Source organism: Microcoleus sp. B13-B6, assembly GCF_036705405.1.
GTDB lineage: Bacteria > Cyanobacteriota > Cyanobacteriia > Cyanobacteriales > Microcoleaceae > Microcoleus.
Window position 1 is genome coordinate 1 of record NZ_JAUBUJ010000115.1, and the last position, 25,720, is coordinate 25,720.

Sequence of the window (25,720 nt, forward strand, 5' to 3'; positions counted from 1 at the left end):
CAGGCAAGATGCCTGTTCCACAAGAAAATTTATCTTTTGTGGAACAGGCATCTTGCCTGTTGCTGACAATGGTGCAATATCTCAGTTTTAACTGACTTTAGCTGTTAGACAGGGGTTTTCAACCCCTGGCGGGCCTTGGGAGGCAACGGGCGAGCCTGTAGGCAAACCAACTTGAGAAACCTACTTGTTAAAAATATCGCTCCCAATAACATTAAAGCTTACCAATAAAACGAGTAAATCTATTAGGATTATTGCCGAACCGCGCGCGTCTGGGCAGAGTTCGATCGCTCTCTTAAAAAATAAGCTAAATGGCCAATAGTCAACAACCAATTCAAGGTTAAGATATAAACTTATAAAACCAGGGAAGTTCGCTCCATCACACACACAACTTATGCCGATAGCTCATATCATTGGACTAGGAAAATCAGGAATTGCCGCCGCCAGACTGCTAAAACGCGAAGGATGGGAAGTAACGCTGAGCGATCGCTCATCTTCCCCAAACTTGCTCGAACAACAACAGGAATTCGCTAACGAAGGAATTCATGTGGAGTTAGGTAAATCTTTTGAACCAGTCGAATCTATAGAATTAATAGTAGTAAGTCCGGGTGTTCCCTGGGACAGTCCAGCATTAGTGCGCGCCAGAGAGTTAGGCATTGAAACAATCGGAGAAATGGCTCTCGCGTGGCGTTACCTCAAATCTCCTTGGGTGGGAATTACCGGCACTAACGGCAAAACTACTACTACTGCTTTAATTGCTGCTATTTTTGCAGAGGCCGGGCTTTATGCTCCCGCTTGCGGCAATATTGGCTATGCTGCGTGCGAATTAGCTTTAGCCGAAAAACAGCCGGATTGGGTAATCGCAGAAATCAGCAGCTATCAGATAGAATCCTCGCCGTTTGTAGCGCCGCGCATCGGAGTTTTGACGACTTTGACGCCGGATCACCTCAGCCGCCACAAAACTTTAGAAAATTACTACAACATTAAAGCGCATTTGCTGAAAAAGTCGGAATTGCAAGTAATTAACGGCGACGATCCTTGTTTGCGGCAGCAAGGAGTTGACGTTTGGCCGGATGCGTGTTGGACGAGTGTCAAAGGTGAAAAAGATTTGTTGGGAAATACAGATTTTGGAGCCTATATTCAAGATGGTTGGGTAATCGCTCAAAGCGAGAAAATTCTACCTGCTGATTCTTTGCGGATGGTGGGAGAACACAATTTGCAGAATTTGTTAATGGCGGTAGCGGCAGCTAATTTGGCGGGGATAGATAAAAGTGCGATCGCGCGGGCGATCGCTAAATTCCCCGGAGTTTCGCACCGCCTCGAACACATCTGCACTTGGGAAGGCATAGATTTCATCAACGACAGCAAAGCTACTAATTATGACGCCGCGCAAGTCGGGTTGGCTTCTGTGAGCGCACCGGCGATTTTAATTGCGGGCGGCGACGCCAAAGAAGGGGACGATCGCGCATGGATTGATACAATCAAGGCGAAAGCTGCTGCGGTGCTGCTAATTGGGGATGCGGCGAGTCTTTTTGCCGATCGGCTCACACAAGCAAATTACAACGCTTGGGAAATTGTCGAAACAATGGAACGAGCAATCCCACGATCGGCAGAATTAGGCAAACAAAATCATGCTAAAGTAGTGCTGCTTTCCCCAGCCTGTGCTAGCTTCGATCAATACCAAAACTTCGAGCAACGGGGCGATCATTTCCGCCAATTATGCCTCGAATCCCTGATTTAACGGACACCAATCGCGTAGGGGCGGGTTCACCAACAATTTATGCCTAAAACCAATAATCTCGTAAACCCGCCCCCACCCAACTGTCAATCACAATCTACCGCTTTCAAGATACAAGAGGCGGGTTCACCAACATCTTTAATTGGCTAACCATAATCTTCATAAACCCCCCCCGTCCATACTGTCTTCCAAATATCCTTAATTCTCGCCTGCTGTTCCCATTCTAGCTCAGAAAAAACTATCATTATTTCCTCATGAGTATAATCAATAATGATTGCTGCCAAATGAGCAGCGGTTTCCGCTTCCAGCATGGCTGTTTTTAACTTGGCCATTGCCTCCTTATCCATTCGCACTAAAGTTTGAATATTGACCTCACTTTCATTTTAATTGTGTCTGCAAATGTCTTTTAATTGGCTCTGAAAATCAGCAATCTGAGCAGCACTTATTGTATCAGAATGCGACGACGATATTTTAAATTCTTGCCTACAAAGCTGAGAGCGCAATTTTTCATCAATCTCCAGAATCTGGTCTTCGGAAGCGACATTTTTTTGCAACAAGATTGCGATTTCTCTTTCCAGTTGGCGATTTCCTTGCTGAAAGAAATCTTGAGAGTTAGAACGAAACAAACCGCTATTGACTTGCTGAATTTGGCTAGGCGTCAGCGATTGAGCCGAGACAGCAGCCGGAAATCCCAAAGATGCTGCTAGCCACCAGCTAGAAATTATCTGTTTGAGAATGCTGTTCATCACTGTCGGGAGGAGTTTTTACCTCAGTTAGTTTCTCGTTTTCTGACTCGCTTGCTAATTCATCTTCTCGTTCAAGTTTTTCTTGCCACTCGACAAGCTGCTGAAAAAGTTTCGGGTTAATTTCAAATACGGGTTTGTTGGTTTCTGACATATTTACTCCTGAAGGTGATTGAAAGACTTGGATTTAACTGGTTCCCAGGCTCTGCCAGGGAACCGCTGTCGAGAGGCTCTGCCTCGCTTTTTCAGCAGGAAAATTGGAGGCTGAGCCTCCGGATCTGCGTTACCAGGCAGAGCCTGGTAACGAGTAAAACGAGTAGAAAAACAATTATGTCTATCGGAAGCTACGCTCAAACCTTCAGCAGCGACATAATTATGCCAGTTAAGGAACCACCAAGCAAAGCTAAAGTAGCTAAGGTACTAATGCCAAATCCTGCCGCTCTTTTTTCGGCAGCTTGATAGTAACCCCAAGCAAACAAAATGCGTCCAATTATCCAAACTGCGCCGATACCTGCGCCCCAAATTGGGCTGATAAATTGCGAGAACAGCCACAGCGAGGGCAAAAATAGAATCATTTGCTCTAAGGTATTTTGCTGAACTCGCAACACTCGCTCAAAGTCTGGGTTTCCTGTCACCTGCGGGGGAGAAACTTTGTATTTGAATCTAGCTCTGCCGACGTTGATGGTAACAACGAAGTAGAGAATTAATGCTGAAACAGTAATTAGACTAGGCCAAAGTGTGGCGTTTGCTTCTGCGAGCATGATTCGGTATGATTGGGGTGGAGTATATATCTTGATTATAAATCAATTATTGCCGATCGCGTCATTCATCGCCCTCCCGTCATTCAAAGCGGGGGATGTGATGCAACTGCTGGGTATTAGTGGCGCGGCAATTGCTTTAGAGTTCCGGGACATCCTCGAAAACTTGCTGGCTGGGATTTTGATTTTTTTTGATCGCACCTGCATAGGGATACAAACCCGCGACTCTTGTCGTGAGTAGCCCAAATTTTAGACTCTTATTCAACCTCCAAGATTTATCTGTAGAGCAAATCTCAAATCTCAAATCTCACATTTAAAATCTAAAATCTAAAATCTAAAATCGACTGACTGCACCTGCATAGGCTTGTTCCACCGCAACAAAAGTTAATTATTTAGCTCTAATTCGTTGGCAGGATTAACAGAAATAAGTTCTACTAAAACGAGTACGGGTTTTGTGCTTTCGACAGAAAGCATTGTTGGCAATCAAAAACAGCCCGAATTGTTGATGGGCGGACATGGTATAATTCCTGATATTGTAGGGTTCGTCAGCCTACGAGAATTTGAATATGAGCTAGATCATAGAAAGATTTGAGAAAATTTGGCAAACTGAGAGTAAGGTTAAATAGGAGGTCAATTCAATGACCAATACTGCTCTGAATTTTAAGACTGCACCGGGACATGAAGTGCTCGCGGCGGCTGGCAAGAAAATGCTGAGGCCGGGGGGAAAACTTGCTACGGAACAGTTATTTGAATGGGCGGATTTTCAGCCTGGGGAGACTGTTTTGGAGTTGGCTGCTAGTTTTGGATATAGTTCGATCGCCCTTGCTGAACGTTTTGGCGTAAAAGTAGTGGGAGTGGAGAAAAATCCAGAGAGTGTGGCCCGCGCTCGTGCTAATGTTGCAGCAGCGGGTTTGAGCGATCGAGTGGAAATTGTGGAAGGAGATATTTTTCACTTGGATCGGATTTCCCAACAGTTTGATTGGGTGTTGGCTGAAGCTATCCTGACAATGCAGTCGCCGTCAGGCAAAGCTAAAATTGTATCGGGAATTTGCGATCGTTTAAAACCAGGCGGCAAGTTTCTTTCTCACGAACTTTTAGCTAGAAACCGAGAATCAGAAATTCACAAAGCTTTATCAGAAGTGACGCGGGCTAATTCAACGCCTTTGTCTGAGTCTGGCTGGATTGCTGTTTGCCAAAACGCGGGTTTGCAAGTAGAAAAGTGTCAAAGCGGGGCGATGGGGCTCCTCAACTTGTCGCGAATGCTGCAAGATGAAGGGTTTGTGGGTACTGTGCGGATTTTGTGGAATATTTTAAGTCGATCGCAAATTCGCGATCGTATCTTAGCAATGCGTCGAGTTTTCCAGCATTACCAACAGGATCTAGGCTACATCGTTATCTCTGCCAAAAAACAATCTTAACCGACTCAATCGATTTTCGATTTTCGATGGAAGAAAGTGAAGCCACTGATAAATTCGAGACTTGTGACCAAATTAATTAATTGTCAAAAACTATGACTACTACTCTTTTACCGCTACAATCTTCAGCAATCCAACTCCGAGACGCAATTGAATATCCCGCCGCCGGAGTGCTGAACAAAATTTTAGTCAAAGACAATAATTGTCAGTACAGTTTATTTTGTCTGGCTGCAGGAACGGAAATTTCGGAACACTCTTCGGCACGGAATGCCACAGTTAATGTCATCGAAGGAAAGGGTATTTTGACTTTGGAAGGCAAGGATATTGTTTTGGAACCGGGGGTATTTGTCTTCATGCCCGGTCACGCTCTTCACGCTTTGAAAGCCGAAGAAAATTTGGCGTTTATTTTGACACTTTCCGAGCCTCATTAATTCCATAAATATTGCTGTAGGGGCGGGTTTTACCAACCATACTTGCCTAAAATCAATAATCTCATAAACCCGCCCCCCACAGCCCGTGAATCGGGGCGGGTTTATATAGATAGTGAGTTGCACTCAAATATTGTTTGTGAAATCATGTCCCGTAGCATCATCAGTTGGGGCGGGGCGGGTTTACGAGATTGTTAGTTTGAGACGTAAATTGTTGGTAAAACCCGCCCCTACAAGAATTGGGATTTTAACATTTAGTCTATTTCATCTCCAGAGGCGGTATCCTCCAATTTTTCCCAATCCAATACAATAATTTTACCGCCTCGACTGTAGGAGACAAACGGCTTGAGTTTCTTAAATAACCGCACGCATTCTTCGTAGGTAATTCCAATACTGCGAGCAATTTGATAGTAGGGAAAACGTTTTTCTAAACATACACTATTATCCGCAAGCTTCGTACCTTGCTCGACGCCAAAGTAATGAATAAATCGGGCCAGCCGCACGATCGCCCTTTCCGACACCAAACCGTGCACAGTCTCGTGCAGTTGCTGCAACCGCTGATTAAACACCGCCAATATTCGCAAGGCAATCTCAGGATTTTCCCGAATTGCTGCTAGCAAAAATTCCCGTTCTGTGGTAAGAACTTCCACATCTGTTTCTGCAGTCACCGTTGCGGGGGCAATGCCGTTGCCTAGCAAAGCAGGTGCGGCAAAAATATCTCCCTGAAATAAAGTGCGGAGAATTGTTTCTTTGCCCGCCGTCGCTGTTTTTGCAACCCGCAGAGAACCGCTCAAAAGAGTGTATAATTTTTCGGGGATGCGATCGCCCTCATACATCACAACTTCTCCCTGTCGGTAAGTGCGAATTGCTGTATGTTCTTGCAATCGCTCTAATTCAGTTTGGTTTAAGCTGGTAAATATTCCAATTTTAGCCAGTTGCTCAACATTTGCTTTCATACCTTTAACTCTACCCGATCCGAGTCCATTGAGAGTATAGTAACGGTGAATTCAGAATATATCGAAACAAGCAGAGCCATCTACGAAAATGCAGAACCAGAATATCGGCGATATTATTTTGATGAGATAGCTGGCGGATTTGTGCTAATTCACCAACAACATAATCTTAATAATTCGGAAATCTTTCTGGCTGAAGTTTTGGCTAAAATAGGGAAGAGAGTTAGAATGTTGAGCGAGCAAGCAGCAGAGGGTGTGAGAACGCCCGATGCTGAGATAGACGGTGAGATTTGCGAATTTAAGGAGTTAACAGAATCTACGAGGAACATCAGGTATCGAGTTCAAGAAGGAATCAGCAGGGCCAAAAATCAAGGTGCATCAGTAGTTGTTTTTCACATCAACCGAGAAAATTACGATGTCTGGAAAATCAACGCTGGCATCAAACAAGGTCTGTTTTGGGATACCCAAAATCAGATTCAACAAATATTTTTTGTTGCCAACAGCAAACAAATTCAACTCATTACAAGGGAAGACTGGCAAAATGGAAGACCATTTCAGCGAATTTAAAGAAATCGTAGAGTGCGGGTTGAAAAATAATATGCCGCGAGATGCTAAATTAATTACTGTAGGGCAAATTTTATATGCTGTTACCCGCGACGATCTAACTATCAAAGAAGGTTGGCAGCTTGAAGCAATGCTGGGAGGCAGAAAAAACTGGGAAGAGGCACTTGAGTACAGCATTTTTGGCTATCCAGTAGATACAGAAATGCCATCTTTAGACAAACCTCTGGTTATTGCCGGCAAAACTTTTCATTCTCGCTTGATGACGGGGACGGGAAAATATCGCAGCATCGCAGAAATGCAGCAAAGTGTCAACGCTAGCAGGTGCGAAATTGTTACCGTGGCTGTGCGGCGAGTGCAAACAAATGCTCCGGGTCATGAAGGATTGGCAGAGGCTCTCGATTGGACTAAAATCTGGATGCTGCCAAATACTGCCGGTTGTCAAACTGCAGATGAGGCAATTAGAGTAGCTCGTTTAGGCCGGGAAATGGCGAAACTTTTAGGGCAAGAAGACAATAATTTTGTCAAATTAGAAGTGATTCCCGATGCTAAATATTTGCTGCCCGATCCGATCGGCACTTTGGAAGCGGCAGAACAATTAGTTAAAGAAGGTTTTGCCGTTTTGCCCTACATCAATGCCGATCCCCTGCTAGCAAAACGCCTAGAAGAAGTCGGTTGTGCGACAGTCATGCCTTTAGGTTCGCCCATCGGTTCAGGGCAAGGGATCAACAATGCAGCCAACATTCAAATAATTATTGACACGGTAAATGTTCCTGTGGTTGTCGATGCGGGGATCGGAACGCCCAGCGAAGCAGCCCGAGCAATGGAAATGGGAGCCGATGCACTGTTGATTAATTCCGCGATCGCCAATGCCCAAAATTCCCCAGCAATGGCAAAAGCAATGGGAATGGCGGCAGAAGCGGGGCGGATGGCGTACTTAGCAGGCAGAATGCCGATCAAAGATTACGCGATCGCCTCTTCTCCGCAAACAGGCACTGTCACATCCAAATAAATTCCTGAATTTTCCTGGGCGCTTTTTTGGTAGAGTTGTAAACATCAAAAATATTAAGGATTGTGACTGATGCCTTACATCAAAGATGACGATGGACGCCTGAACAACTTTGCTAAAGAGCCGAAGGTGTATGAAGCCGTACCTCCCAACAAAAATCAGCAACGCAACTACATCATCATGGGTATTGCAGCAGCCATGTTAGTCGCCGGTTTGGTGTACGTGGCTGCCTCCGTCTGAAAACTGGCCTGAGACTCAAAGCTGCTTCAAATCGCAATTTTAAATAATCCTTCGAGAAACCATGTTTTCCTTTCCCAAGGCAACATGGTTTTTGTGTTTCAATACAAAGCAGGGAGTTGCGACAATCCTGAAGCGTGCCGAGCGAGCTGGAAAGCTAAATAAGACCAGCATAAATTTGGTGTTTTCCTCTCGGCTGTCGGGTTCAGGGACTTGGGTTGCACTTAATCACACTGGTTTGCCACCCACATAAAATTGCCAATTGAAAATCTACACTCCTTTAGTCATCAACGGTGCGATTGACAATCAAGCATCCAGGATACAAGCCCCCGGATTCATTCCGAAAGCAGACTCAGGGCCCAGAAATAAAAAACCTGTATCCGATAAAGGAGCCCCCGAATTTATCCGTGCGGTCAAGGCTTCAATCTAAAATCTCAAATCTAAAATCTCAAATCGATTGACTGCCTTCGGGGCGCAAGTTGTGAGTTATGAGCGATCGAGATTTCAACTCTCAACTCTACAATCTAAAATCTACAATCCAAAATCTAAAACCTAAAATCTAAAATCTAAAATCTAAAATCGGCTGATCCTGATGTCTATTCCTTCCCAAAAAGTTTCTAGCTCGAACAAGCTGATCTACCAACGCTTGAAACAGGCGATCGACCTCAATTTACGCCGTCAAATTTTTATCGCCGCCTGCGACGACTTGTGCTTGCGGGACTGTCTGGCAGCCCGCTTGCACACAGAATTAGTCGCAGAGAGCGCAGGCTCCGATCCTCGGATCGACTACCCCCGATTTGTCAGTTTGGAACTCGACTTGAGCGATCCAAATCCTTGGGGTTCGATCGCCGCGTGGCTGACCCAACACCCACCGCCACAAAACAGAGGCAGCTACAGCCGTTTGCCGGGATTTCAAATTATCGGGGCAGAACACCTGACCAGGCAGTCAGCAGCCGTGCAGTGGTCGTTCCTGAGCTATTTGAGGGACATTGAAGCAAACCTGCAATTGTGCGAGTCTGCTCTGTTGCTGTGGGTGTCGCGGCCCTGGCTAAGTTCGATCGAGCAATCGGCACCAGAATTTTGGCACTGGCGAACCGGAGTATTTGAGTTTGAAGGCGAACCAACTCCAGCTAAGGAAGACTTCGGGCACTTTGAGGACTTCGGGAACTCAGGAGACTTGCGAAACTTGCGGGACAGCGGAGACTTTGGTAACAAACTTTTAATATCTTCTTTGTCTGGACAATCCCCAATTCCCGACGAACAATTCCCAATTTCTCATCCCCCGTCCCCAGCGCCAGATTCTAAATCCGTCCAACTGACAGATGAGGAACAATCCCCACCAATTTCCCATCCCCCGTCCCCAGCGCCAGATTCTAAATCCGTCCAACTGGCAGATTTGGTGCTAGCAGCGGCTTCAGAGGATTTGGAAGCAGAAAATGATGCTGCATCAGAGGAGAATTTTCTGCCGCTGCAAACCCTGCAATACATCGAACTGCTGCAAGAACATCAGTGTTGTTCCGAAGCATTGGCTTTGGCTTATCACGGTTTGGGAAATTACTACCGCGATCGCATTCTGGGCGGAGACGTTTCAGAGCAAAACCTGACAATCGCCATTCGCGCGATCGAACAAGTGATTGCCTATCTCGACGTTGACAGTAACTCGCAGCAAAATCAACCACTAACTGAGGAATGCGCGCGGCTGATTGCCCAATTGACAGAAAATTTAACTCAGTACGCCCAGGAGTCCAACAGCCTACCGCCAATTTCCGATTTGCTCAACGATCTCGGTACTCTCTACTGGATGCTGTCGCGCGATCGCACCAATGCCCTCAACGCCTCAGATCCAGTATCCAGCCTTGAACGCAGCATCGCCCTCTACCTTGAAGGTTTGAACCGAACAGATGCCGAAACCGTACCCCAAACCCGCGTTAGATTAAACAAAAATTTGGGAATCGCCTCGGCCGATTTAGCCCGCTATCGAGACAAGACAGAGAACTTGCAGCACGCAGTTGCAGCTTACCAACAAGCGCTGCTGGATCTAGACCCCGCCGTGGAGCCTCAGCAGTACGCTGCTGCTCAGAATAATTTGGCGACAGCATACTGGAATTTAGCTCAAGATGGTGAGCCGATCGTATATCTCCAAAGTGCGATCGCAGCTTACACCCAAGCCCTCTCCTGTTACAGTCCCGAACGAGAACCCCTCAACTATGCCGGAGTGCAAAACAACCTCGGTACCGCCTGCTGGAACCTCGCCCAGCACCAACCCTCAGAACCCTTGCTAGTCAGGGCGATTTCCGCCTACCGCGAAGCATTGAAATACCGCACCAGAGAATTAGTACCCGCAGCAGCAGCCGCCACCTACAATAATCTCGGTACCGCTTATTGGCATTTGGCGAACCACTTCCAGCAGAAACAGGCGCGGACGGAATCATTGCAGCAGGCGATTACCGCCTACGAAGCCGCCCTGGATATTGCCGGAGAGATCGATCGAACCAAACTCACTTTTGACGCCTTGGCCGCCCGTAACAATCTCGGACTAGCCCACTATCAACTAGCCACAGACCCAGATTTCGCCGCTAACAAAGTCGCACAGACAAGGCATCTAGAAGCAGCACTGCACCACCAGTTGCAAGTGTGCGCCGAATGGGGACAATATCTCAATGACAAAGGGTTAACATATGGGGATAAACTCAACCTGCAAGCCCCGGCAAACTCCCAAGCTGCTGATTCCCGGCAAACAGCATTGAGCTATATTGTCAAAACGATTAGAGCTTTCTATAGTGAATGTGGGCTGCCCGGCCAAAATTTAGCCTTATCCAAAGTTCCCGGAGATTTATTGCCCGAAATCTTGCGTAGGTTATAAATATGGCTATAACTATTAAAAGCTCAATTTTTTCGAGATTTGTATCCAGTTTTCTATTATTATGGCTGAATCTTCTTGCCTAATTCTTCAAGCAAACTTGTGGTCATGGCCCCTGTAAAAATCCTTGTGGTTGATGACGACCCGGCAATCCGAAATTTAATTCACCGTTTTTTGAGCCAGCAAGGTTATCAAGTTGAGTCTGGCGAGGACGGTGAGACTGGTCTGGAATTATTTGAGCAACTCAATCCTGACTTAGTAGTTCTAGATGTAAATTTACCAGATACAACTGGCTACAAACTGTGTCAAGAAATGCAAAGACGCACGGGCGTGTTTGTGTTGATGCTGACTGCCCGAACCGATGAAGCTGACAAAATGAAAGGGTTTGCCGAAGGTGCTGACGACTACATTACTAAACCTTTTAGTCTTGTAGAGATTGGAGCTCGCGTTGCAGCAATTTTGAAGCGCAAACGCATTGTTACTCCCGCCGAACAACAAAGTCTTACTTTTGGAGAGCTACTAATAGATCCGGTTCGCCGCGAGGTAATTCTCGGCAGTCAGATAGTTGCTTTGACTGCTTTAGAATTCGATCTGCTGTACTGTTTGGCCAGCAAACCCGGTCGCGTTTGGAGGCGATCGGAATTGCTGCATGAAGTGTGGGACTACGAGTATGTAGGAGCCGATCGCGTGGTGGATGTCCATATCGGTCAAATTCGCCGCAAAATTGAACCAGATGCCACTCAAATATCGATGATTCAAACCGTCCGGGGGGTGGGTTACAAGTTTGAGCCAACAACCTAGTAGCATCCGCCATTCCGATCTAGGGGGCGGGTTCACCAATATCTCTGATTCACATCCTCGATATTCGTAAACCCGCCCTCCCACGCCATAATTCAGATCGATCGAGTATCTGATTGTTTGTTCTGCAAATACTCGCCCACTTCTGGTGCAAGATCGAAACCCCTTCGCACGCAATCTCCCAAAGCCACGCCGCCAACGTAGTTACTGCACAAATACAGCCCAGGCAAAGATTTTAAGCCTTCATCGATTTGTTGCAGGCGATCGAAATGCCCCAAATTGTACTGAGGAATCGCCCGCTTCCACACATTCACCGCTAAAACTTTTGGCTGCGGCACATCTGGTTTCAGCAAAATCCGAGACAAATCTCGGTGCACCTCCCGAACGATTTCTTCTGAGTCGAGATTGCCAATTTCCGAGTCTGTAGCCCCGCCGATGAAACTGGTGAGAGTGTGCCAGCCCGCAGGCGTGCGATCGGCAAATAAACTCGATGTCCAAATCGTCCCCAGAGTGCGAATTCCCTGCCCCCTCGGAATTAAATTTCCAAAACCTACTAATTTACCCTTGACATCAGAGTGCGGATATGCTAACACAACGCAGGCAACCGTAGGATAAGTAAAAGCTTGTAAAGCGCTGCTAACTTCTGGTTGCAGAGGCTGCAACAAATCGGCTGTAACATAAGCCGGTGTGGTCAAAACCACGGTACGCGCCTCAACTTCCTGCTGTCCGTCGGGCGTCGAGAATACAGCAATGTAAGTTTCGCGTTGTGTACGCTGGAGGCGAGTCAAGTGCCAGTTGAGTTTCACTCGATCGCCCAATTCAGCAGCGATCGCCTCTGGCAAAGCCTTCAACCCCTGTTTAAACGAACCCAACTCCCCCGGCCTAGTCTTAGGCACATTCGGGTCTGCAACAGTCTTTAGCCCCCCCTTGGTAAGGGGGGGTTGGGGGGGTCTTTTCCTAGCAGAAAGCAGCGCCCCCGCCATCAGCCCGCCACCCAGATCGGCCATCTTTGCTACCCGGCCAAAAGCCGCCGCCGCGCTAAGTTGTTGCGGATCGCCCGCATAAACCCCAGAAACAAAAGGTTCCACCAACCGCTGCATCACTTCCTGGCCCAGATGACGGCGGAAAAATTGAGAAACAGTTTCCTCGTCACGCTGCTGCGAAAGTCCAGCGCCCATTGCCGGCCCGACAAACCCCAAAGCCCCGAACAACGCCCGCAGTTTCCCCGGAAAACTCAGCAACTGAGACTGAATCATCGCCGGTGGAGTCATCGGCACCGGTTGCAGCTTTTTTTGCCAATACACAAAACGAGGCAATTTGCGATCGGCAAAAATCAACTCCTGCTTCAATCCCACATCTACAGCCAACTTCATCAATTCCGGCGTCGGCGAAAAACTGTTCGGGCCCTCCTCCCAGAGAAACCCCCCCGCTGTCACAGTGGTGATGTTCCCGCCCACACGTCCCTGACTCTCAGCGACTAAAATCTTTAGCGAGGATGGATTCGTTGCTTCCTTGTGAAGTGCGTGCGCCAAACTCAAACCGCTAATACCCGCACCCACAATCAAGGTATCTAATAGTTCCATATTACATAGAAAAATATCGCAATCTTTATGTTACATGGCTTTGCACGGCTTGCGTTCTTTGCTTCGGGTACTGCCAAACCGCTTTCAGATTACCGAATTGGGAATTGGGAATCGGGAATTGGGAATTGGGAATCACTAAGCTGTCGGGCATTTCTTAAGGATTTTTCTCGCAGGTTGTGGATTAACCTCTGCCCACCTCCCCGTCTCCCCGTCTATCCATCTCGCTTTTGTATCCGCTGGGTCTGGTGTAAAAAAAGACCATCTGCTGTTATTAAGCTATATTCCCAAAAATACTATTTATTTAAAATTTTTGTATTATAGGGAACAGCGCCGAAAATTGCACTGGGAAACGCAGTAGTAAAGTGTCCAAAAAGATTTGAGTGGGTTAAACTAACTTTAGGAAAATTTTAGAGCTTAAGCAAGTCAGCACCCCGCTCTCAACAGATGGGGCTTTATGCCCTAATCAAAAGAGAAAGTTGACTAGCTATCGTCTTAACTGATTACGTTATCAAAAATATGGGTGTAAGCCCAAGCTGCTAGGCGATCGCGCGTGAAATATTTGAAACGGTAATTCTTCCGTTGAAAGTAGATCATAAAAGTACCAAGTGTCGAAGTAGCCCCCTCTAGCAATAATCAATATTCAAGGCGGTTAAAACTGCCTGATGAGTGTTTTCCTCGATCGGTCTACTCACATCTTGCACCATTCTCAAGAACAGGCAAGATGCCTGTTCCACAAAGATTTAATTTCTTGTGGGTTGGGCATCCGCCCGCCCATAAAAGCTTATTGAAAATGGGGCAACATATGAGTCTAAAGACACGAGGTTTCCACAATACTAAGCTTTTCTCATGAAAAAATACCCATGCAGGAAGTTATCAACTCGTTTCAGTCTTTTTTCTCTAACTCTGTTGATGCTTTCCTAGAGTGCGATCGACAGCAAAATTACCTATCGATCAATCCAGTCGCTGCTGCTTGGATGGGATTGGAGCCGGCTGAAATAGTCAACAAAACTAATCAGGAATTATTAAAATTATATCCCAATAATGCTGCTGTCAAAAATATAATTTCGCAGATTGATTCCTGCCTGCAACAAGTATTTATAACCGGGGAAACAAGGCTGGCAATTCATGAGGTGACGACGGCAGACGGCGGGATTAAAATTTACGAAACTGCTTACACGCCAGCGGTGGATGCCTCTAGCAAGCAGATGCGGGTTTTGGGCGTCGGTAGAGATATCACCAGGCATTACCGCTGGCAGCAGCAGAAAACTCAACAGTTGCGCCGATCGAACCATTTACTGTGGTTGAATGCAGCTAACAGTCCCCTGGCAATGGTGGGCTGGGATGAAGATTTTCGGATAGTTCAGTGGTCGAAACGTGCCGAAGAAATCTTTGGCTGGACAGCCGATGATATGATGGGCAAGCAGTTCGGCGATTTGGCTTTGATTTGCGAGGAAGATCGAGAGGCTGTAAGCGCGATCGAGCTTGAACTAGCCACTGGCAACGGCAATACTTCAATTAACCGCAACTATACTAAAAGCGGACAGGTAATTTGGTGTCGCTGGTTCAACTCGATTATTCGCAGCGGCGACACTTTTACCGTGCTTTCTTTGGTGGAAGATATCACCGATCGCAAACGGTTGGAAGCAGAAAAAGCCCAAGCTTCTCGCCTCACAGCAATGGTAGCCGATGTGGGTATTGCCCTCACCAAACACCCTGAAGATATCCTGCTTCCCTGCTGCGAGGCAATGGTGCGAAATCTCGATGTCGCTTCGGCTGAAATTTGGACTTTCAACTCTCAACATAATGTTTGCCAATTGCAAGCAGCATCGGGAATCTACAGCCGCACAGACGATCGGGCTAGGTTTATTGAAAGTAAGGTTAACTTTATAGCCAAACAGCAAAAACCGGAATTTGACTGCGGATTTGAACTGAACAATTTTGGACTCCCAGAGGAAGAATCCGCAAAAGCAACAGATGAGCAAAGTTCCGAAGTAGCAATTATCAATGCCAGTCAAAAGCCGACAAATTGCCCAATTCCCAAGCAAATTCTCACCTTCGCCGGCTACCCTTTAATAGTCGAAGAACGGCTGGTGGGAGTAATGGTAATTATCAGCAGCCAGCCGCTGACAGCACCGTTTCAGGAAACTTTAGCATCGGTTGCGGATGTCATTGCTTTAGGCATCGAACGCAAGCGTTCAGAAGCTGAATTAAAATCAGCTAGAGGGTTTCTAAATTCCGTAGTAGAAAATCTGCCGGTGGGAGTTTTTGCTAAAGATGCTTCTTCGCTGAAATTTGTGCTGTGGAATAAAGCGGGAGAAACGATCGCAGGTGTTACTTCTCAAGAGGCGATCGGCAAAAATGACTACGATATTTACCCCAAAGAACAAGCTGATGTTTTTACTGCTCAAGACAGGGAAATATTGACCGGTGAGCACAACCAATCTACTGTTAAAGACATAGGCGAAGAGCCGATCCAAACTCGCCACAAAGGTATGAGAATACTGCACACCCGCAAAGTGCCAATTCTCGACGCCACAGGCCGTCCTCAGTACGTTTTGGGGATTACTGAAGATATTACCGAACGCAGGCAGGTAGACGAAAGCGTGCGCCTCTACGACCAAATTGTCGAGAATATGCAAATTGGTTTGTACGTCTACCATTTAGAAAATATAGACGATGACAGCACTCTCAGGGCGATCGCATCCAATCCTGCAGCTACCCTATTTACCGGATTAGAAATGGCGGATGTTTTGGGTATGACAATCGACGAGATTTTTCCCCACCTGCGAGCGAAAAATATTCCCCAAGCATTTGCTTCGGTAATTCGCACCCAGAAAGCCGTAGAACTTGAAGATATTGAGTGCGATGAAGGGGGTCGAATAACTCGCGCTTTTTCTATTAAAGCTTTTCCATTACCCAACAACTGCGTCGGTGTTGCTTTTGAAAACATTACTGGTCGCAAGTGCCTAGAACTAGAACTGCAGGCGTCTTTGGAAAAAACCGAACGTTCAGAACAACTCCTGCGTACAGTAATAGACAAAACTAGCGACTGGATTTTGGCCAAAGACAAAAATTTTCGCTGTATTTTGGCCAACAGGAGTTTCGCTCAAGCGATCGGCAAAACAGTCGAAGAGATAATTGGCAAATCAGATTTAGAATTAGGATTTTCAGAAGAACTCGTGTTTGGGAATTGGGCCAGAAATATCCGAGGCTTCCGCACAGACGACTCTGCTGTACTGGCCGGCGAAATCATCCACAATCCCTGCGATCCGGCAACTCTTGCTGACGGTTCAGTACATATTTTTGATACCCAAAAACTTCCCCTGCGCGACGCTGAAGGTAATGTATTTGCAGTGCTAGCTTTCGCTCACGATATTACCGAACGACATGAATCGGAAGCAGCTTTGCGTAGAAGTGAATCCAGATTTAGGTCTTTGGTAGCTAATATTCCCGGAGTGGTTTATCGCTGGAGGTGCGATTTTTCGACTAATTTTATTAGCGATGCCGTTTACTTATTAACGGGCTACCATGCGGCAGATTTTATTTGGCTTTTGGACAGGAGATGCCGGACTTTTGCTAGCATTATTTACCCGGAAGATTTGGCCAAAGTAGAAGCAACTATTCGGCAAGCCATAGGAAACAAAGAGTCTTATAACTTGGAATACCGCTTGCTAGCAGCAGACGGCACGGTTAAATGGGTGTGGGATAAAGGTTCTCCTGTGTTCGACGCAGATGGAAACGTTTGCTATTTGGACGGGGTGATTTTTGATATTAGCGATCGGTACTACGCCGAGGAAGCATTGCGCCAAAAAACTTTAGAGTTAGAAGCTGTTTTTCGCGCTTTGCCTGATTTGTATTTTCGACTAGATGCTGACGGTATAATCGTGGATTATTTGTCAGGAACTTCTTCGAGTTTATACGTACCTCCCGAACATTTTATTGGTCAACGCATCACAGACATATTGCCACCCAATGTCGCCGGTCAATTTGCCCAAGCAATCTTTGAAATTTCCGCAACCAGAAATTCAATCGATATAGAATATTCGCTTTCCATGTCGGAAGGAGAAAAAACTTATGAAGCCCGACTGTTGCCGTTTAATTCCGATCAGATTATTATTCTAGCCCGCAATATTACCCAGCGCAAACAAGCCGAAGCTCAATTAAAACATAAAAATCGCCAGCTAGAGCAAACATTGAAACAATTAGGCAGGACTCAAGCTCAACTAATTCAAGCGGAAAAAATGTCGGGTTTGGGACAGCTAGTGGCGGGAATTGCTCACGAAATTAATAATCCTGTCAGTTTTATTTACGGTAATATCACTTACGCTAGTGAGTATGCCAAAAACTTGCTGGAACTGTGCAGTTTGTACCAGGAATACTACCCGGAACCTGTTGCGGTTATCCAAGATTTGGCAGAAGAAATAGAACTGGAATTCATGAAAGAGGATTTCCCGCAACTGCTGACTTCAATTCAAACGGGAGCCGATCGAATTCGCCAAATAGTTCTGTCTTTGCGTAACTTTTCCCGCCTGGAAGAATCCGATCTTAAGCGTGTTAATATTCACGAAGGAATAGAGAGTGCTCTGTTAATTTTGCAACACAAGATTAAAGAAAATGGTAGAAATCGTCCTATTCAAATAGTTAAAGAATATGGGAAATTGCCGCAGATACAGTGCTACGTGGGACAGTTAAATCAAGTGTTTATGAATATTTTAAATAATGCTATTGATGCTTTAGCGAATGTCAGGCAGAGGAAGTGGGAATTGGCGACTTATGTGGAAGAGGAAGGGCAAGATTTTGCTAGTTTACCTTTAAGTTGTGACACATTGCCTTGGATTCGGATTCGCACGGAGGTGTTGGAGAATAATCGGGTGGCGATCGTAATTTCCGATAACGGGTGTGGAATGGCAGAGTCTGTTAAATGTCGGGTATTTGACCCGTTTTTTACTACTAAACCAGTAGGCAAAGGTACAGGTTTGGGACTGTCTATCTCCTATCAGATTGTGGTGGAAAGACACGGAGGGACGCTGCAGTGCATTTCGGCGCCGGGAGAGGGAACTGAATTTGCGATCGAGATTCCAATTCGGCAGAGGTAATGAGTCATTGGTAAGTGGTAGTTGCACCATAAAAATGATAATCTAATTAAAGGTTGTAAAAGTCAGGAATATTAGCATGGTATACAAAAGCATACATACTTCTAATGCAGTTGCACAACCAATTAAAGATGATGAGGATGATGATGATTCCTACGTTGACTATTTTTATGACGATCCGGGGGCTCCGCCGGGAACTCTCGACTTAGAACCCGATGCGCCGCCTCCGGAGATTGTATTAATTGACTATTGCGAAACAGCCGCAACTCGCGGTAAATTGGCAAATCCTCAAGACGCTTCGGCCTATTTAGATACAGCATCTGTTTCTTGGGTTGATATGTTGGGGTTAGGAAACAAAGAAACTTGGCGCCAAATGGGTAAAGTGTTTAATTTGCATCTTATGGCTCAAGAAGATGTGGTTAATGTCCCACAGCGCCCAAAAGTTGTAGATTACGAAAATCACATTTTAATCATTGCCTGGATGGTGATACTTAAGCCGAATTCAGAGAATTTTCATAAAGAACAAGTTAGTTTAATTTTGGGGAAACATTACCTGTTAACTATTCAGGAAGAACCGGACTATGATTGTTTTGAACCCGTGCGCGATCGCATTCGTAAAGGACAAGGAACTATTCGCAAACACGGAGCCGATTATCTGGCTTATACTCTGTTAGATTCGATTATAGATGGCTTCTTCCCTGTATTAGAAGTTTATGGAGAGCGCATTGAAGAATTAGAGGATGAAGTGGTGGTGAACCCCACCCGCAAAACCCTGGAAAAAATCTATAAAATCCGGCGAGAATTGCTGACTCTGCGCCGCGCCATTTGGCCGCAGCGGGATGCAATTAATGTTTTGATTCGAGATAGCAGTGATTTGATTAGTCCAGAGGTGCGAATTTACCTGCGCGACTGTTACGATCACACAGTGCAGGTGATGGATATGGTGGAAACATATCGAGAGTTGTCTTCTGGTTTGATGGATGTTTACTTGTCTTCGGTTGGTAATAAAATGAATGAAATCATGAAATTGCTGACGGTGATTTCGAGTATCTTTATTCCTCTAACTTTTGTGGCGGGAGTATACGGGATGAATTTCAATACAGAGAAATCGCCTTGGAATATGCCGGAACTGAATTGGTATTTTGGCTATCCGCTTTGTTGGGCGGTGATGGTAGGAATCGCCTCTGGTTTAGTTTACTTTTTCTGGCGACGCGGCTGGTTTGATAATTTTTCTACTGTGAAAGATGACTCATTAAAGTAACCGAATTGAAGATTTGAGATTGGGGATTGAAGATTGAAAAATCCAAAATCCTTTTATGTAAAAAGGTTTCCTGCCCCTAGTTGAATCCCTGCCATAAATCCTGGCATGATAATTCCCAACTTTTGGGCCTCCAGATTCATCCGTGAGTGATTTTAAGGGGAGTTGCAGGGAAATTTAATTGTTGGGCGGGCTTTCGGGCCCACCGTACAAGAGTTTGAATAAACTGAGATGTTGCACCATTCTCGCTTAACAGGCTTTCCGGCCTGTTCCACAAGAGATGAATTTTATTGTGGAACAGGCCGGAAAGCCTGTTCATAAAAAGCTTATTGACAACAGTGCCAGATGTGAGAATAAACACAAATGTCCAAATTAAGTGGCCGACAAGTTAAAATATTCAATCTCAAATCCCAAATTGATTGACGAACGATCGCGTACAATAAATCTGGGGAAAAAGTAGGCGCAGGCGGTTGCGGATTAGCGGAAGCTTGTCTGAGGAAAGTCCGGGCTCCCGAAAAACCAAACTTGCTGGGTAACGCCCAGTGCGAGCGATCGTGAGGATAGTGCCACAGAAAGATACCGCCAATTAGTCATTAGTCAGCAGTCATTGGTCATTAGGAAGTAACTGAGGATTTTTGACTGGGAAGCAACCACTAATTTGGTAAGGGTGCAAAGGTGCGGTAAGAGCGCACCAGCAGCATCGAGAGGTGCTGGCTCGGTAAACCCCAGTTGGGAGCAAGGTCGGAGGAACTATGGTTGGTTTTTTACCAGTTCCGTTTTTTGGTACCGCTTGAGGCGTCTGGTAACAGGCGTCCCAGATAGATAACTGCCCTCGAAAACTGCTTGCAGTTGAGAGAACAGAACCCGGCTTATGTCCGACTTTTTCCCCCCCCATTTAATTAAAATTACCGCTTGGGAATCAGGTCAACAAATCCTTTCGACCTGTTTTATGTTGGGAAAGGTGTGCACTGCACACCCGGAGGAAGATTTTGGGTAAGGTGCACCATAAGCACCGGGAGGAATATTTAGTCTGTCAACTAATTTTTTTTTATTAATATGAATCTGATACCAGTTAAAAAAAATAATGCAACTTTTGAAAAGCTCCAAACCCGGATAGTCATCCGTGATTCCCACTTCTAAAATCTAAAATCTAAAATCTAAAATCTAAAATGGTATGATTTATCCGGGTCGCCAAAAGCAACTTGAAACATTAATTCAAAAATTGGGACTGACGAAGAATGCTTCGATAAAATGGCATCTCCTCGATTTAGCTTTGACTCATGCGAGCGCGTCAGCTAAGGCAAATTACGAGCAACTAGAGTTTGTCGGGGATGCAGTCGTGCGGCTGGCTGCGTCGGAATTGTTGTTTGAGATTTATCCTGACTGTACAGTGGGGGAATTTGCTGCTATTCGATCGATCTTGGTGAGCGATCGCATTCTTGCTAAAATCGCTGAAAGTTACGGGTTCGATCGCTATTTAATTGTTTCCAGCAGCGCCGCCGCAGACAAAACAGGCGCTGAACCCCGGCTGGCAGATGCTTTGGAAGCGGTACTGGCTGCGCTTTATTTGAGTACCCAGACGTTAGAATTAATTCGCCCTTGGCTAGATTCTCACTTTCAACGCCTAGCGGCGGAAATCCGCAGCGATCCGGCCCGCCAAAACTACAAAGCTGCTCTCCAAGAGTTGACTCAAGGCAAATACAAAACTTTGCCCAAATATAGCGTGCAAGAAACCGGGACAGTGCAGGGCGGGGAGGATCGTTTTACCGCAGAAGTTCTCATTCAGGGAAAGTTGGTAGCAGAGGGAAAAGGTCGATCGATCAAAGCGGCCGAACAAGCAGCGGCTCAGGCAGCTTTCAATAAATTAGTTGACAGTTGACTGTTGACTGTTGGCTGTTGACTGTTGACTGTTGACGGTTGACTGTTGACTGGTGTTATCAGTTATTGGTTATTTGTTAGCTGCTACCAATAACCCATAAGCAATAACCAATAACTACTGCCAACATTCAACAGTCAACAGTGATTTTTTTGAGTTAAAACATAGATAATAATAACAAAATATGCTATAATTACTGTGCGATTTTTGAAATTATAATTAATGAAAATCGGAATAGCTGTATTGGGTGCCGGTCGCTGGGGAGTTAACCTAATTCGCAACTTTCTCGAACATCCCAATAGCCAAGTTTTAGCGGTGGTAGACCCGAATCGAGATTCATTGGCGGCCGTTCAAAAACAGTTTAATCTGGATGCCTCGGTGATTCTAGCTACCGATTGGTCTCAAGTGCAAGCCTTGCCGGGACTGCAAGCTGTGGCGATCGCTACTCCAGCTTCCACACACTACACCCTCGCAGCAGCAGCGCTGAAACAAGGCTACCACGTCTTAGCCGAAAAACCCCTCGCCCTCAACCTGACTGAAGCAATAGAACTCTGTCAATTAGCCGAAAAACAGCAGCGGCAACTGTTCGTTGACCACACTTATCTGTTTCATCCAGCAGTCGATCGAGGCCAAAGAATTATTCAACAGCATCAACTCGGAAAATTGCGCTACGGTTACGCCCAGCGCACCCATTTTGAACCGGTTCGCCATGACGTTGATGCCCTGTGGGACTTGGCGATTCACGATATCGCTATTTTCAATACTTTGTTGGAACAAACGCCAATTGAAGTAAGGGCGATCGGCACTGTTTTTCCCAAGGAAGAAGGAAGTTCGGCAACGGATTCTGTAACGGATGTAACGGATGTAACGGATGTAAAGGATAGAAGGAACAAGGAAGAAGGAAGAGCGAACCAGGAAGAAGGAATAAATCCAGAAGCTGCAGAAATTGAAAATCAATTTGCTCCTTCACTGGTGACTACTAATCCTGCAGAAAAACTAGCAGATTTAGTTTGGGTAACGCTCACCTATCCCGACGGATTTCAAGCATTTATTCACCTGTGCTGGCTAAATCCCGACAAACAACGGCGCTTAACAGTTGTTGGCAGTTTGGGAACCTTGATTTTTGACGAAATGTCGGCAGAAACTCCCCTGATTTTGCAGCGCGGCAATTCAGATTGGCGAGGGGAAGAGAATAACTCTTTTGAAAGTGCGTTAGCGAAGCCCGCCCCTACGGGGGCTACGCCAACGAAGAGGATCGCGCCGCAGCCAAAAAGCATCAGACACCGCGAAGTGTTGAGTTTAGAACAAGTAGAACCGCTGAGGCGAGTGTGCGATCGCTTCCTCAACTGCGTGCAAACTAATACCCCCTGTCTTACCTCTTCGGGCGCGGCCTCCGTCGAATTAATCCGCATTCTCAGCACTTTGAGCAAATCCCTCGAACTCGGCGGACAGCCCCTAATACCATTTTAGATTTGAGATTTTAGATTTGAGATTGGGAAAATCAGTCCTCAACTTTTGAAATTTCCCTTTTCCGTTACTAAGTCCGGGCTGTGAAAATAAAAATTTGACTGCTGATTGACAGGCAAAGAAATCATCACCATAGTACCTTGATTCACGCCTGCGCTGTGCAGGGTAATGCTTCCGATCATAGATTCCATTATCCTTCGCGAGATAGCCAAGCCCAAACCGTTACCGCCAAACCTGCGAGTTGTAGAACCATCAGCCATCACAAAAGGTTGAAACAATTTCTGCTGGTGCTCGGGATCGATACCAATTCCTGTATCTTTAATTGTCACCACCACCCAATCGCTTTGACCGCTGGGACCCGTTTTACTTTCCCCACTGCCGTTAAAACTAGCAGAATTAGTCCTCGATTCTAGCCGCACAGATATACTAATGCTGCCCGACTCTGTAAACTTAACGGCATTGCTCAAAACATTTAAAAACACCTGTTTGAGCTTCTCTGGATCGGCATGAACAATAATCGGATCGTGAGGATCTGGCAAACTTAACTTCAAGCCTTTTTCCTCAATTTGAGCCGCTTGCAAATCAATCGCGTCTTCAAGTACCTGAGTAATATCAACTACTTCTAACATCATGGAAAAGGTGCCGGCTTCTATTTTAGCAATGTCCAAAATATCATTAATAATATTGAGCAATTGCATGGACGAGTCGTGGGCGCGCTGTAAAAATTCCATTTCTTCATCTCGGTCATCGCAGTAGCCGTCCCGCACAATTTGAATAAAACCAATAATCCCGTTGAGCGGCGTTCTCAATTCGTGAGAAATATTGCCCAAAAATTCATTTTTTAATTGATTGGCAACTTGCGCTTCCTTGGTGGCGACTTCCAATGCTTTTGCCCTGGATCTGAGGCCCTGCACCATGCTGTTTAGTGCTTCTGATAGTTGATTAAATTCCCTAATTTGGAAATCTTGGGGCACTGTCTGCGACGCTTCCGTATCTACTTTCATGGCGTAGTCTCTCAGTTTTTCCACAGGACGCGCCAAGTCGCGAGACAGATATAAAGTCGCGATGATACTAGCAGCAACCAAACCTACAATTAAATTAAATAAAACTTGCTGAATTTCTTCCAAACCTGAGAGAGCGTAATCTAAACGAGAGACAGCTAAAATAATCCACTTGCTGTTCTCATGTGTAGTTGAAGGACTCGGGATAGCGGCGTATCCTGCTAGCAACTCTACACCATTTCTTTCAAAGGAAAATAGGTGGAGAAAAGCTGTTCCGCCGGCGATCGCCCTTTTGACAATACTTTTTAGTCGAGCGGCATCTGCCTCTTGGTCGATATTGCGGCCCACGCGGTTGACATTAGGGTGCGCCAAAATTGTCCCATCTTGGTCGATCGCCACCGTATAGCCGGCTAGAGAACCCTTGGGAGCGCTGGTTTGCACAGGCAAGGCAGACTGCAAACTCAAAGCATAACTCAACTGCAGGGTATTGCCCCGACGAATGTAAACAGGAGCGCTCAACACCAAACTCGCTTGGCTATCGGAGCCTTCTTTACCCGCATCGGGAAAATCATCAGCCCCCAAAGCCACCTTCTGATCGTTTGCTGTCGCCTGGCGCTGCGGAGGTAAGGACAGACTGATGTAAACGCTCTTGTCGTCCAGCAGCGTTTGCTGCTGCTGTACGGGCGGCCAAAATTTTGCCGGCAACGACTGAATCGGCTGCTGCCCGCAAGTGCTTGCTATCACTTGATTTGTCTTTAAGTTAGTCAATTGCAAGCAATCAACCTGCGCTGGCAACCGCTGCCCTAATTGCGCGATAAACTTTTGATAATCCTTCGGATCTACCGACTGCAACATCGAGCTTTCGGAAGCGCCGATCAGATTCGACTTCAGCGATTTCGCCCACTGTTCAATAGTGTCTGCTTTTCTGACTGCACTTTCTGTCAAGTTTTGACGAGCAGTTTCCAGAAGTGTCGAGCGTGCCTTGCGATAGGTAACATACTCCCCCACCAGTAGAACCGGTACGCTGAGCAACAAAATCCGCGACAGTAAAATACGGCGAAAGGAGGATTGACCTAACTTAACCATAGGAAATATCTAAATTAAGGTGCAACACCCAACAGCGACCATTACAGTGAAATAAACCAGACCGAAAGCATGAATCTGTCTAGGGGGCTCTGCTGACTGGACAACACAGCTTCAGAACAACATTTAAACACAATTATAGAAGCCACTGTAGTAATCTCGATTCTAAGTGTGTGGACTTAAAGAGGCTTAGCAATTTGTTTGGCAACTGCCTGTGATCTAGGTCACACTTCCCTCTTCAATTCTTGGCTCGACTTGCGCCCCATCGCCCAGGGGCCCATTTTTCAGGCTGCAAAAAGCGTCGGGTGGAGATACCGCAGTTGCTTGAAGCTAGAATCGCATAGATGCACTCTGACACCTAAATTAACGGGCAAAAAGTTCTGTCTCCGGGTAGTACACAGAGAGAATTCTGCTCGATCGGACTTTTTCTTTCCGAATGCCTTCGAGAGATGGGCCAGAGATGGGCGATGCGAGATTTGGCATCCTGTCAAAGATTTCTTTTGCCATCCGATTGATTCGGTGACAATAATTCACCGGTCAAACAAAAAGAATGAGACGATCGAGCTGTCGATCGACTCTGCCAACCCTAATGTGGGGAACCTTGGCCCAAACAGTGCACCCACGCTCCCTAAATTCGCGGTCTCGGCAATAATCTCCATAGCTTAATCGATGAAAAAAAACTTTAGCAATTATACGTATTATTACACAAACAACCGTCCGAGATATCATCACGCATATTTGATATCTGATACTTTTAATTCAGACAATCCCCGACAATCGGCAACAATCTGAATATAGCACACTCATCAGACAGGTCCCAGAGTATGGTGGTATCCCACAAAGCTTTGAGAAAAATCCCCAA

The 25,720-nt window shown here is 46.0% G+C and carries 24 protein-coding genes and 1 other RNA gene; 16 read left to right on the plus strand and 9 right to left on the minus strand.

What is annotated here, in order from left to right; translation table 11 throughout:
* The first annotated feature begins 391 nt into the window (after positions 1-391).
* Positions 392-1,738 (plus strand): UDP-N-acetylmuramoyl-L-alanine--D-glutamate ligase, encoded by a 1,347-nt coding sequence (gene murD, locus QUB35_RS33400; RefSeq protein WP_333146433.1) that lies wholly within the window; start codon positions 392-394, stop codon positions 1,736-1,738.
* A gap of 143 nt (positions 1,739-1,881) precedes the next feature.
* On the opposite strand, the gene QUB35_RS33405 is transcribed toward murD, so the two are convergent.
* From QUB35_RS33405 to QUB35_RS33420, 4 genes are all read right to left on the minus strand, one after another.
* Positions 1,882-2,067 (minus strand): hypothetical protein, encoded by a 186-nt coding sequence (locus QUB35_RS33405; protein ID WP_333146435.1) that lies wholly within the window; start codon positions 2,065-2,067, stop codon positions 1,882-1,884.
* A gap of 51 nt (positions 2,068-2,118) precedes the next feature.
* Positions 2,119-2,481 (minus strand): hypothetical protein, encoded by a 363-nt coding sequence (locus tag QUB35_RS33410; protein WP_333146437.1) that lies wholly within the window; start codon positions 2,479-2,481, stop codon positions 2,119-2,121.
* The gene (locus QUB35_RS33415; RefSeq protein ID WP_333146439.1) at positions 2,450-2,632 is read right to left on the minus strand and encodes a hypothetical protein; all 183 of its coding nucleotides are present in this window, start codon (positions 2,630-2,632) and stop codon (positions 2,450-2,452) included. The genes QUB35_RS33410 and QUB35_RS33415 overlap by 32 nt, the downstream gene beginning before the upstream one ends.
* A gap of 196 nt (positions 2,633-2,828) precedes the next feature.
* On the minus strand, positions 2,829-3,239 hold the full coding sequence (locus tag QUB35_RS33420) for an MAPEG family protein (protein WP_333146441.1): 411 nt from the start codon (positions 3,237-3,239) through the stop codon (positions 2,829-2,831).
* Positions 3,240-3,270: 31 nt separating this feature from the next.
* On the opposite strand from QUB35_RS33420, the gene QUB35_RS33425 reads away from it, so the two are divergent.
* From QUB35_RS33425 to QUB35_RS33440, 4 genes are all read left to right on the plus strand, one after another.
* A complete protein-coding gene (locus QUB35_RS33425) occupies positions 3,271-3,477 on the plus strand; it encodes a hypothetical protein (protein WP_333146443.1) in 207 nt (68 codons plus the stop codon).
* A gap of 165 nt (positions 3,478-3,642) precedes the next feature.
* Positions 3,643-3,828: a hypothetical protein gene (locus QUB35_RS33430; RefSeq protein WP_333146445.1), complete on the plus strand. Its 186-nt coding sequence runs from the start codon at positions 3,643-3,645 to the stop codon at positions 3,826-3,828.
* A 46-nt stretch (positions 3,829-3,874) separates the two neighbouring features.
* Complete coding sequence (locus tag QUB35_RS33435) at positions 3,875-4,654, plus strand: methyltransferase domain-containing protein (RefSeq protein WP_333146447.1); 780 nt, start codon at positions 3,875-3,877, stop codon at positions 4,652-4,654.
* A gap of 92 nt (positions 4,655-4,746) precedes the next feature.
* On the plus strand, positions 4,747-5,082 hold the full coding sequence (locus tag QUB35_RS33440) for a cupin domain-containing protein (RefSeq protein ID WP_333146449.1): 336 nt from the start codon (positions 4,747-4,749) through the stop codon (positions 5,080-5,082).
* Positions 5,083-5,333: 251 nt separating this feature from the next.
* Here the strand turns inward: QUB35_RS33440 and QUB35_RS33445 are convergent, their stop codons facing one another.
* A complete protein-coding gene (locus QUB35_RS33445) occupies positions 5,334-6,035 on the minus strand; it encodes a Crp/Fnr family transcriptional regulator (RefSeq protein ID WP_333146451.1) in 702 nt (233 codons plus the stop codon).
* Positions 6,036-6,080: 45 nt separating this feature from the next.
* Between QUB35_RS33445 and QUB35_RS33450 the strand changes: the two genes are divergently transcribed.
* The 5 genes from QUB35_RS33450 (at position 6,081) to QUB35_RS33470 (ending at position 11,500) form a co-directional block, all read left to right on the plus strand.
* Positions 6,081-6,599 carry a CdiA C-terminal domain-containing protein gene (locus QUB35_RS33450; protein ID WP_333146453.1) on the plus strand — a complete coding sequence of 173 codons (519 nt, stop codon included), beginning with the start codon at positions 6,081-6,083 and terminating at the stop codon, positions 6,597-6,599.
* A 199-nt stretch (positions 6,600-6,798) separates the two neighbouring features.
* Entirely contained in the window at positions 6,799-7,605 is an 807-nt protein-coding gene (locus tag QUB35_RS33455) for a thiazole synthase (RefSeq protein ID WP_333146476.1), read from the plus strand.
* A 69-nt stretch (positions 7,606-7,674) separates the two neighbouring features.
* Positions 7,675-7,842 carry a photosystem II assembly protein Psb34 gene (gene psb34, locus QUB35_RS33460; protein WP_106333461.1) on the plus strand — a complete coding sequence of 56 codons (168 nt, stop codon included), beginning with the start codon at positions 7,675-7,677 and terminating at the stop codon, positions 7,840-7,842.
* Between the two features lie 589 nt (positions 7,843-8,431).
* Complete coding sequence (locus QUB35_RS33465) at positions 8,432-10,702, plus strand: hypothetical protein (protein ID WP_333146455.1); 2,271 nt, start codon at positions 8,432-8,434, stop codon at positions 10,700-10,702.
* A gap of 105 nt (positions 10,703-10,807) precedes the next feature.
* Complete coding sequence (locus QUB35_RS33470) at positions 10,808-11,500, plus strand: response regulator transcription factor (protein ID WP_333146457.1); 693 nt, start codon at positions 10,808-10,810, stop codon at positions 11,498-11,500.
* 92 nt (positions 11,501-11,592) lie between these two features.
* On the opposite strand, the gene hemG is transcribed toward QUB35_RS33470, so the two are convergent.
* Both hemG and QUB35_RS33480 read right to left on the minus strand, forming a co-directional pair.
* Complete coding sequence (gene hemG, locus QUB35_RS33475) at positions 11,593-13,080, minus strand: protoporphyrinogen oxidase (RefSeq protein ID WP_333146460.1); 1,488 nt, start codon at positions 13,078-13,080, stop codon at positions 11,593-11,595.
* 25 nt (positions 13,081-13,105) lie between these two features.
* Positions 13,106-13,231, minus strand: a complete 126-nt coding sequence (locus tag QUB35_RS33480; RefSeq protein WP_333146462.1) for a hypothetical protein — start codon at positions 13,229-13,231, stop codon at positions 13,106-13,108.
* A gap of 511 nt (positions 13,232-13,742) precedes the next feature.
* On the opposite strand from QUB35_RS33480, the gene QUB35_RS33485 reads away from it, so the two are divergent.
* The 6 genes from QUB35_RS33485 to QUB35_RS33510 all read left to right on the plus strand — a co-directional run bounded on the left by QUB35_RS33485 (position 13,743) and on the right by QUB35_RS33510 (position 22,777).
* Positions 13,743-13,868 (plus strand): hypothetical protein, encoded by a 126-nt coding sequence (locus QUB35_RS33485; RefSeq protein WP_333146464.1) that lies wholly within the window; start codon positions 13,743-13,745, stop codon positions 13,866-13,868.
* Positions 13,869-13,940: 72 nt separating this feature from the next.
* On the plus strand, positions 13,941-18,176 hold the full coding sequence (locus QUB35_RS33490; RefSeq protein WP_333146466.1) for a PAS domain-containing protein: 4,236 nt from the start codon (positions 13,941-13,943) through the stop codon (positions 18,174-18,176).
* A 76-nt stretch (positions 18,177-18,252) separates the two neighbouring features.
* Positions 18,253-19,434, plus strand: a complete 1,182-nt coding sequence (corA, locus tag QUB35_RS33495; protein WP_333146468.1) for a magnesium/cobalt transporter CorA — start codon at positions 18,253-18,255, stop codon at positions 19,432-19,434.
* 450 nt (positions 19,435-19,884) lie between these two features.
* Positions 19,885-20,318, plus strand: an RNA gene (rnpB, locus tag QUB35_RS33500) — RNase P RNA component class A.
* Positions 20,319-20,605: 287 nt separating this feature from the next.
* Positions 20,606-21,310 carry a ribonuclease III gene (rnc, locus tag QUB35_RS33505; RefSeq protein ID WP_333146470.1) on the plus strand — a complete coding sequence of 235 codons (705 nt, stop codon included), beginning with the start codon at positions 20,606-20,608 and terminating at the stop codon, positions 21,308-21,310.
* A gap of 219 nt (positions 21,311-21,529) precedes the next feature.
* Positions 21,530-22,777: a Gfo/Idh/MocA family oxidoreductase gene (locus QUB35_RS33510; protein WP_333146472.1), complete on the plus strand. Its 1,248-nt coding sequence runs from the start codon at positions 21,530-21,532 to the stop codon at positions 22,775-22,777.
* Positions 22,778-22,815: 38 nt separating this feature from the next.
* On the opposite strand, the gene QUB35_RS33515 is transcribed toward QUB35_RS33510, so the two are convergent.
* On the minus strand, positions 22,816-24,861 hold the full coding sequence (locus QUB35_RS33515) for a sensor histidine kinase (protein ID WP_333146474.1): 2,046 nt from the start codon (positions 24,859-24,861) through the stop codon (positions 22,816-22,818).
* 360 nt (positions 24,862-25,221) lie between these two features.
* The gene (locus tag QUB35_RS33520; protein WP_333103829.1) at positions 25,222-25,365 is read right to left on the minus strand and encodes a hypothetical protein; all 144 of its coding nucleotides are present in this window, start codon (positions 25,363-25,365) and stop codon (positions 25,222-25,224) included.
* Positions 25,366-25,720 lie beyond the last annotated feature (355 nt).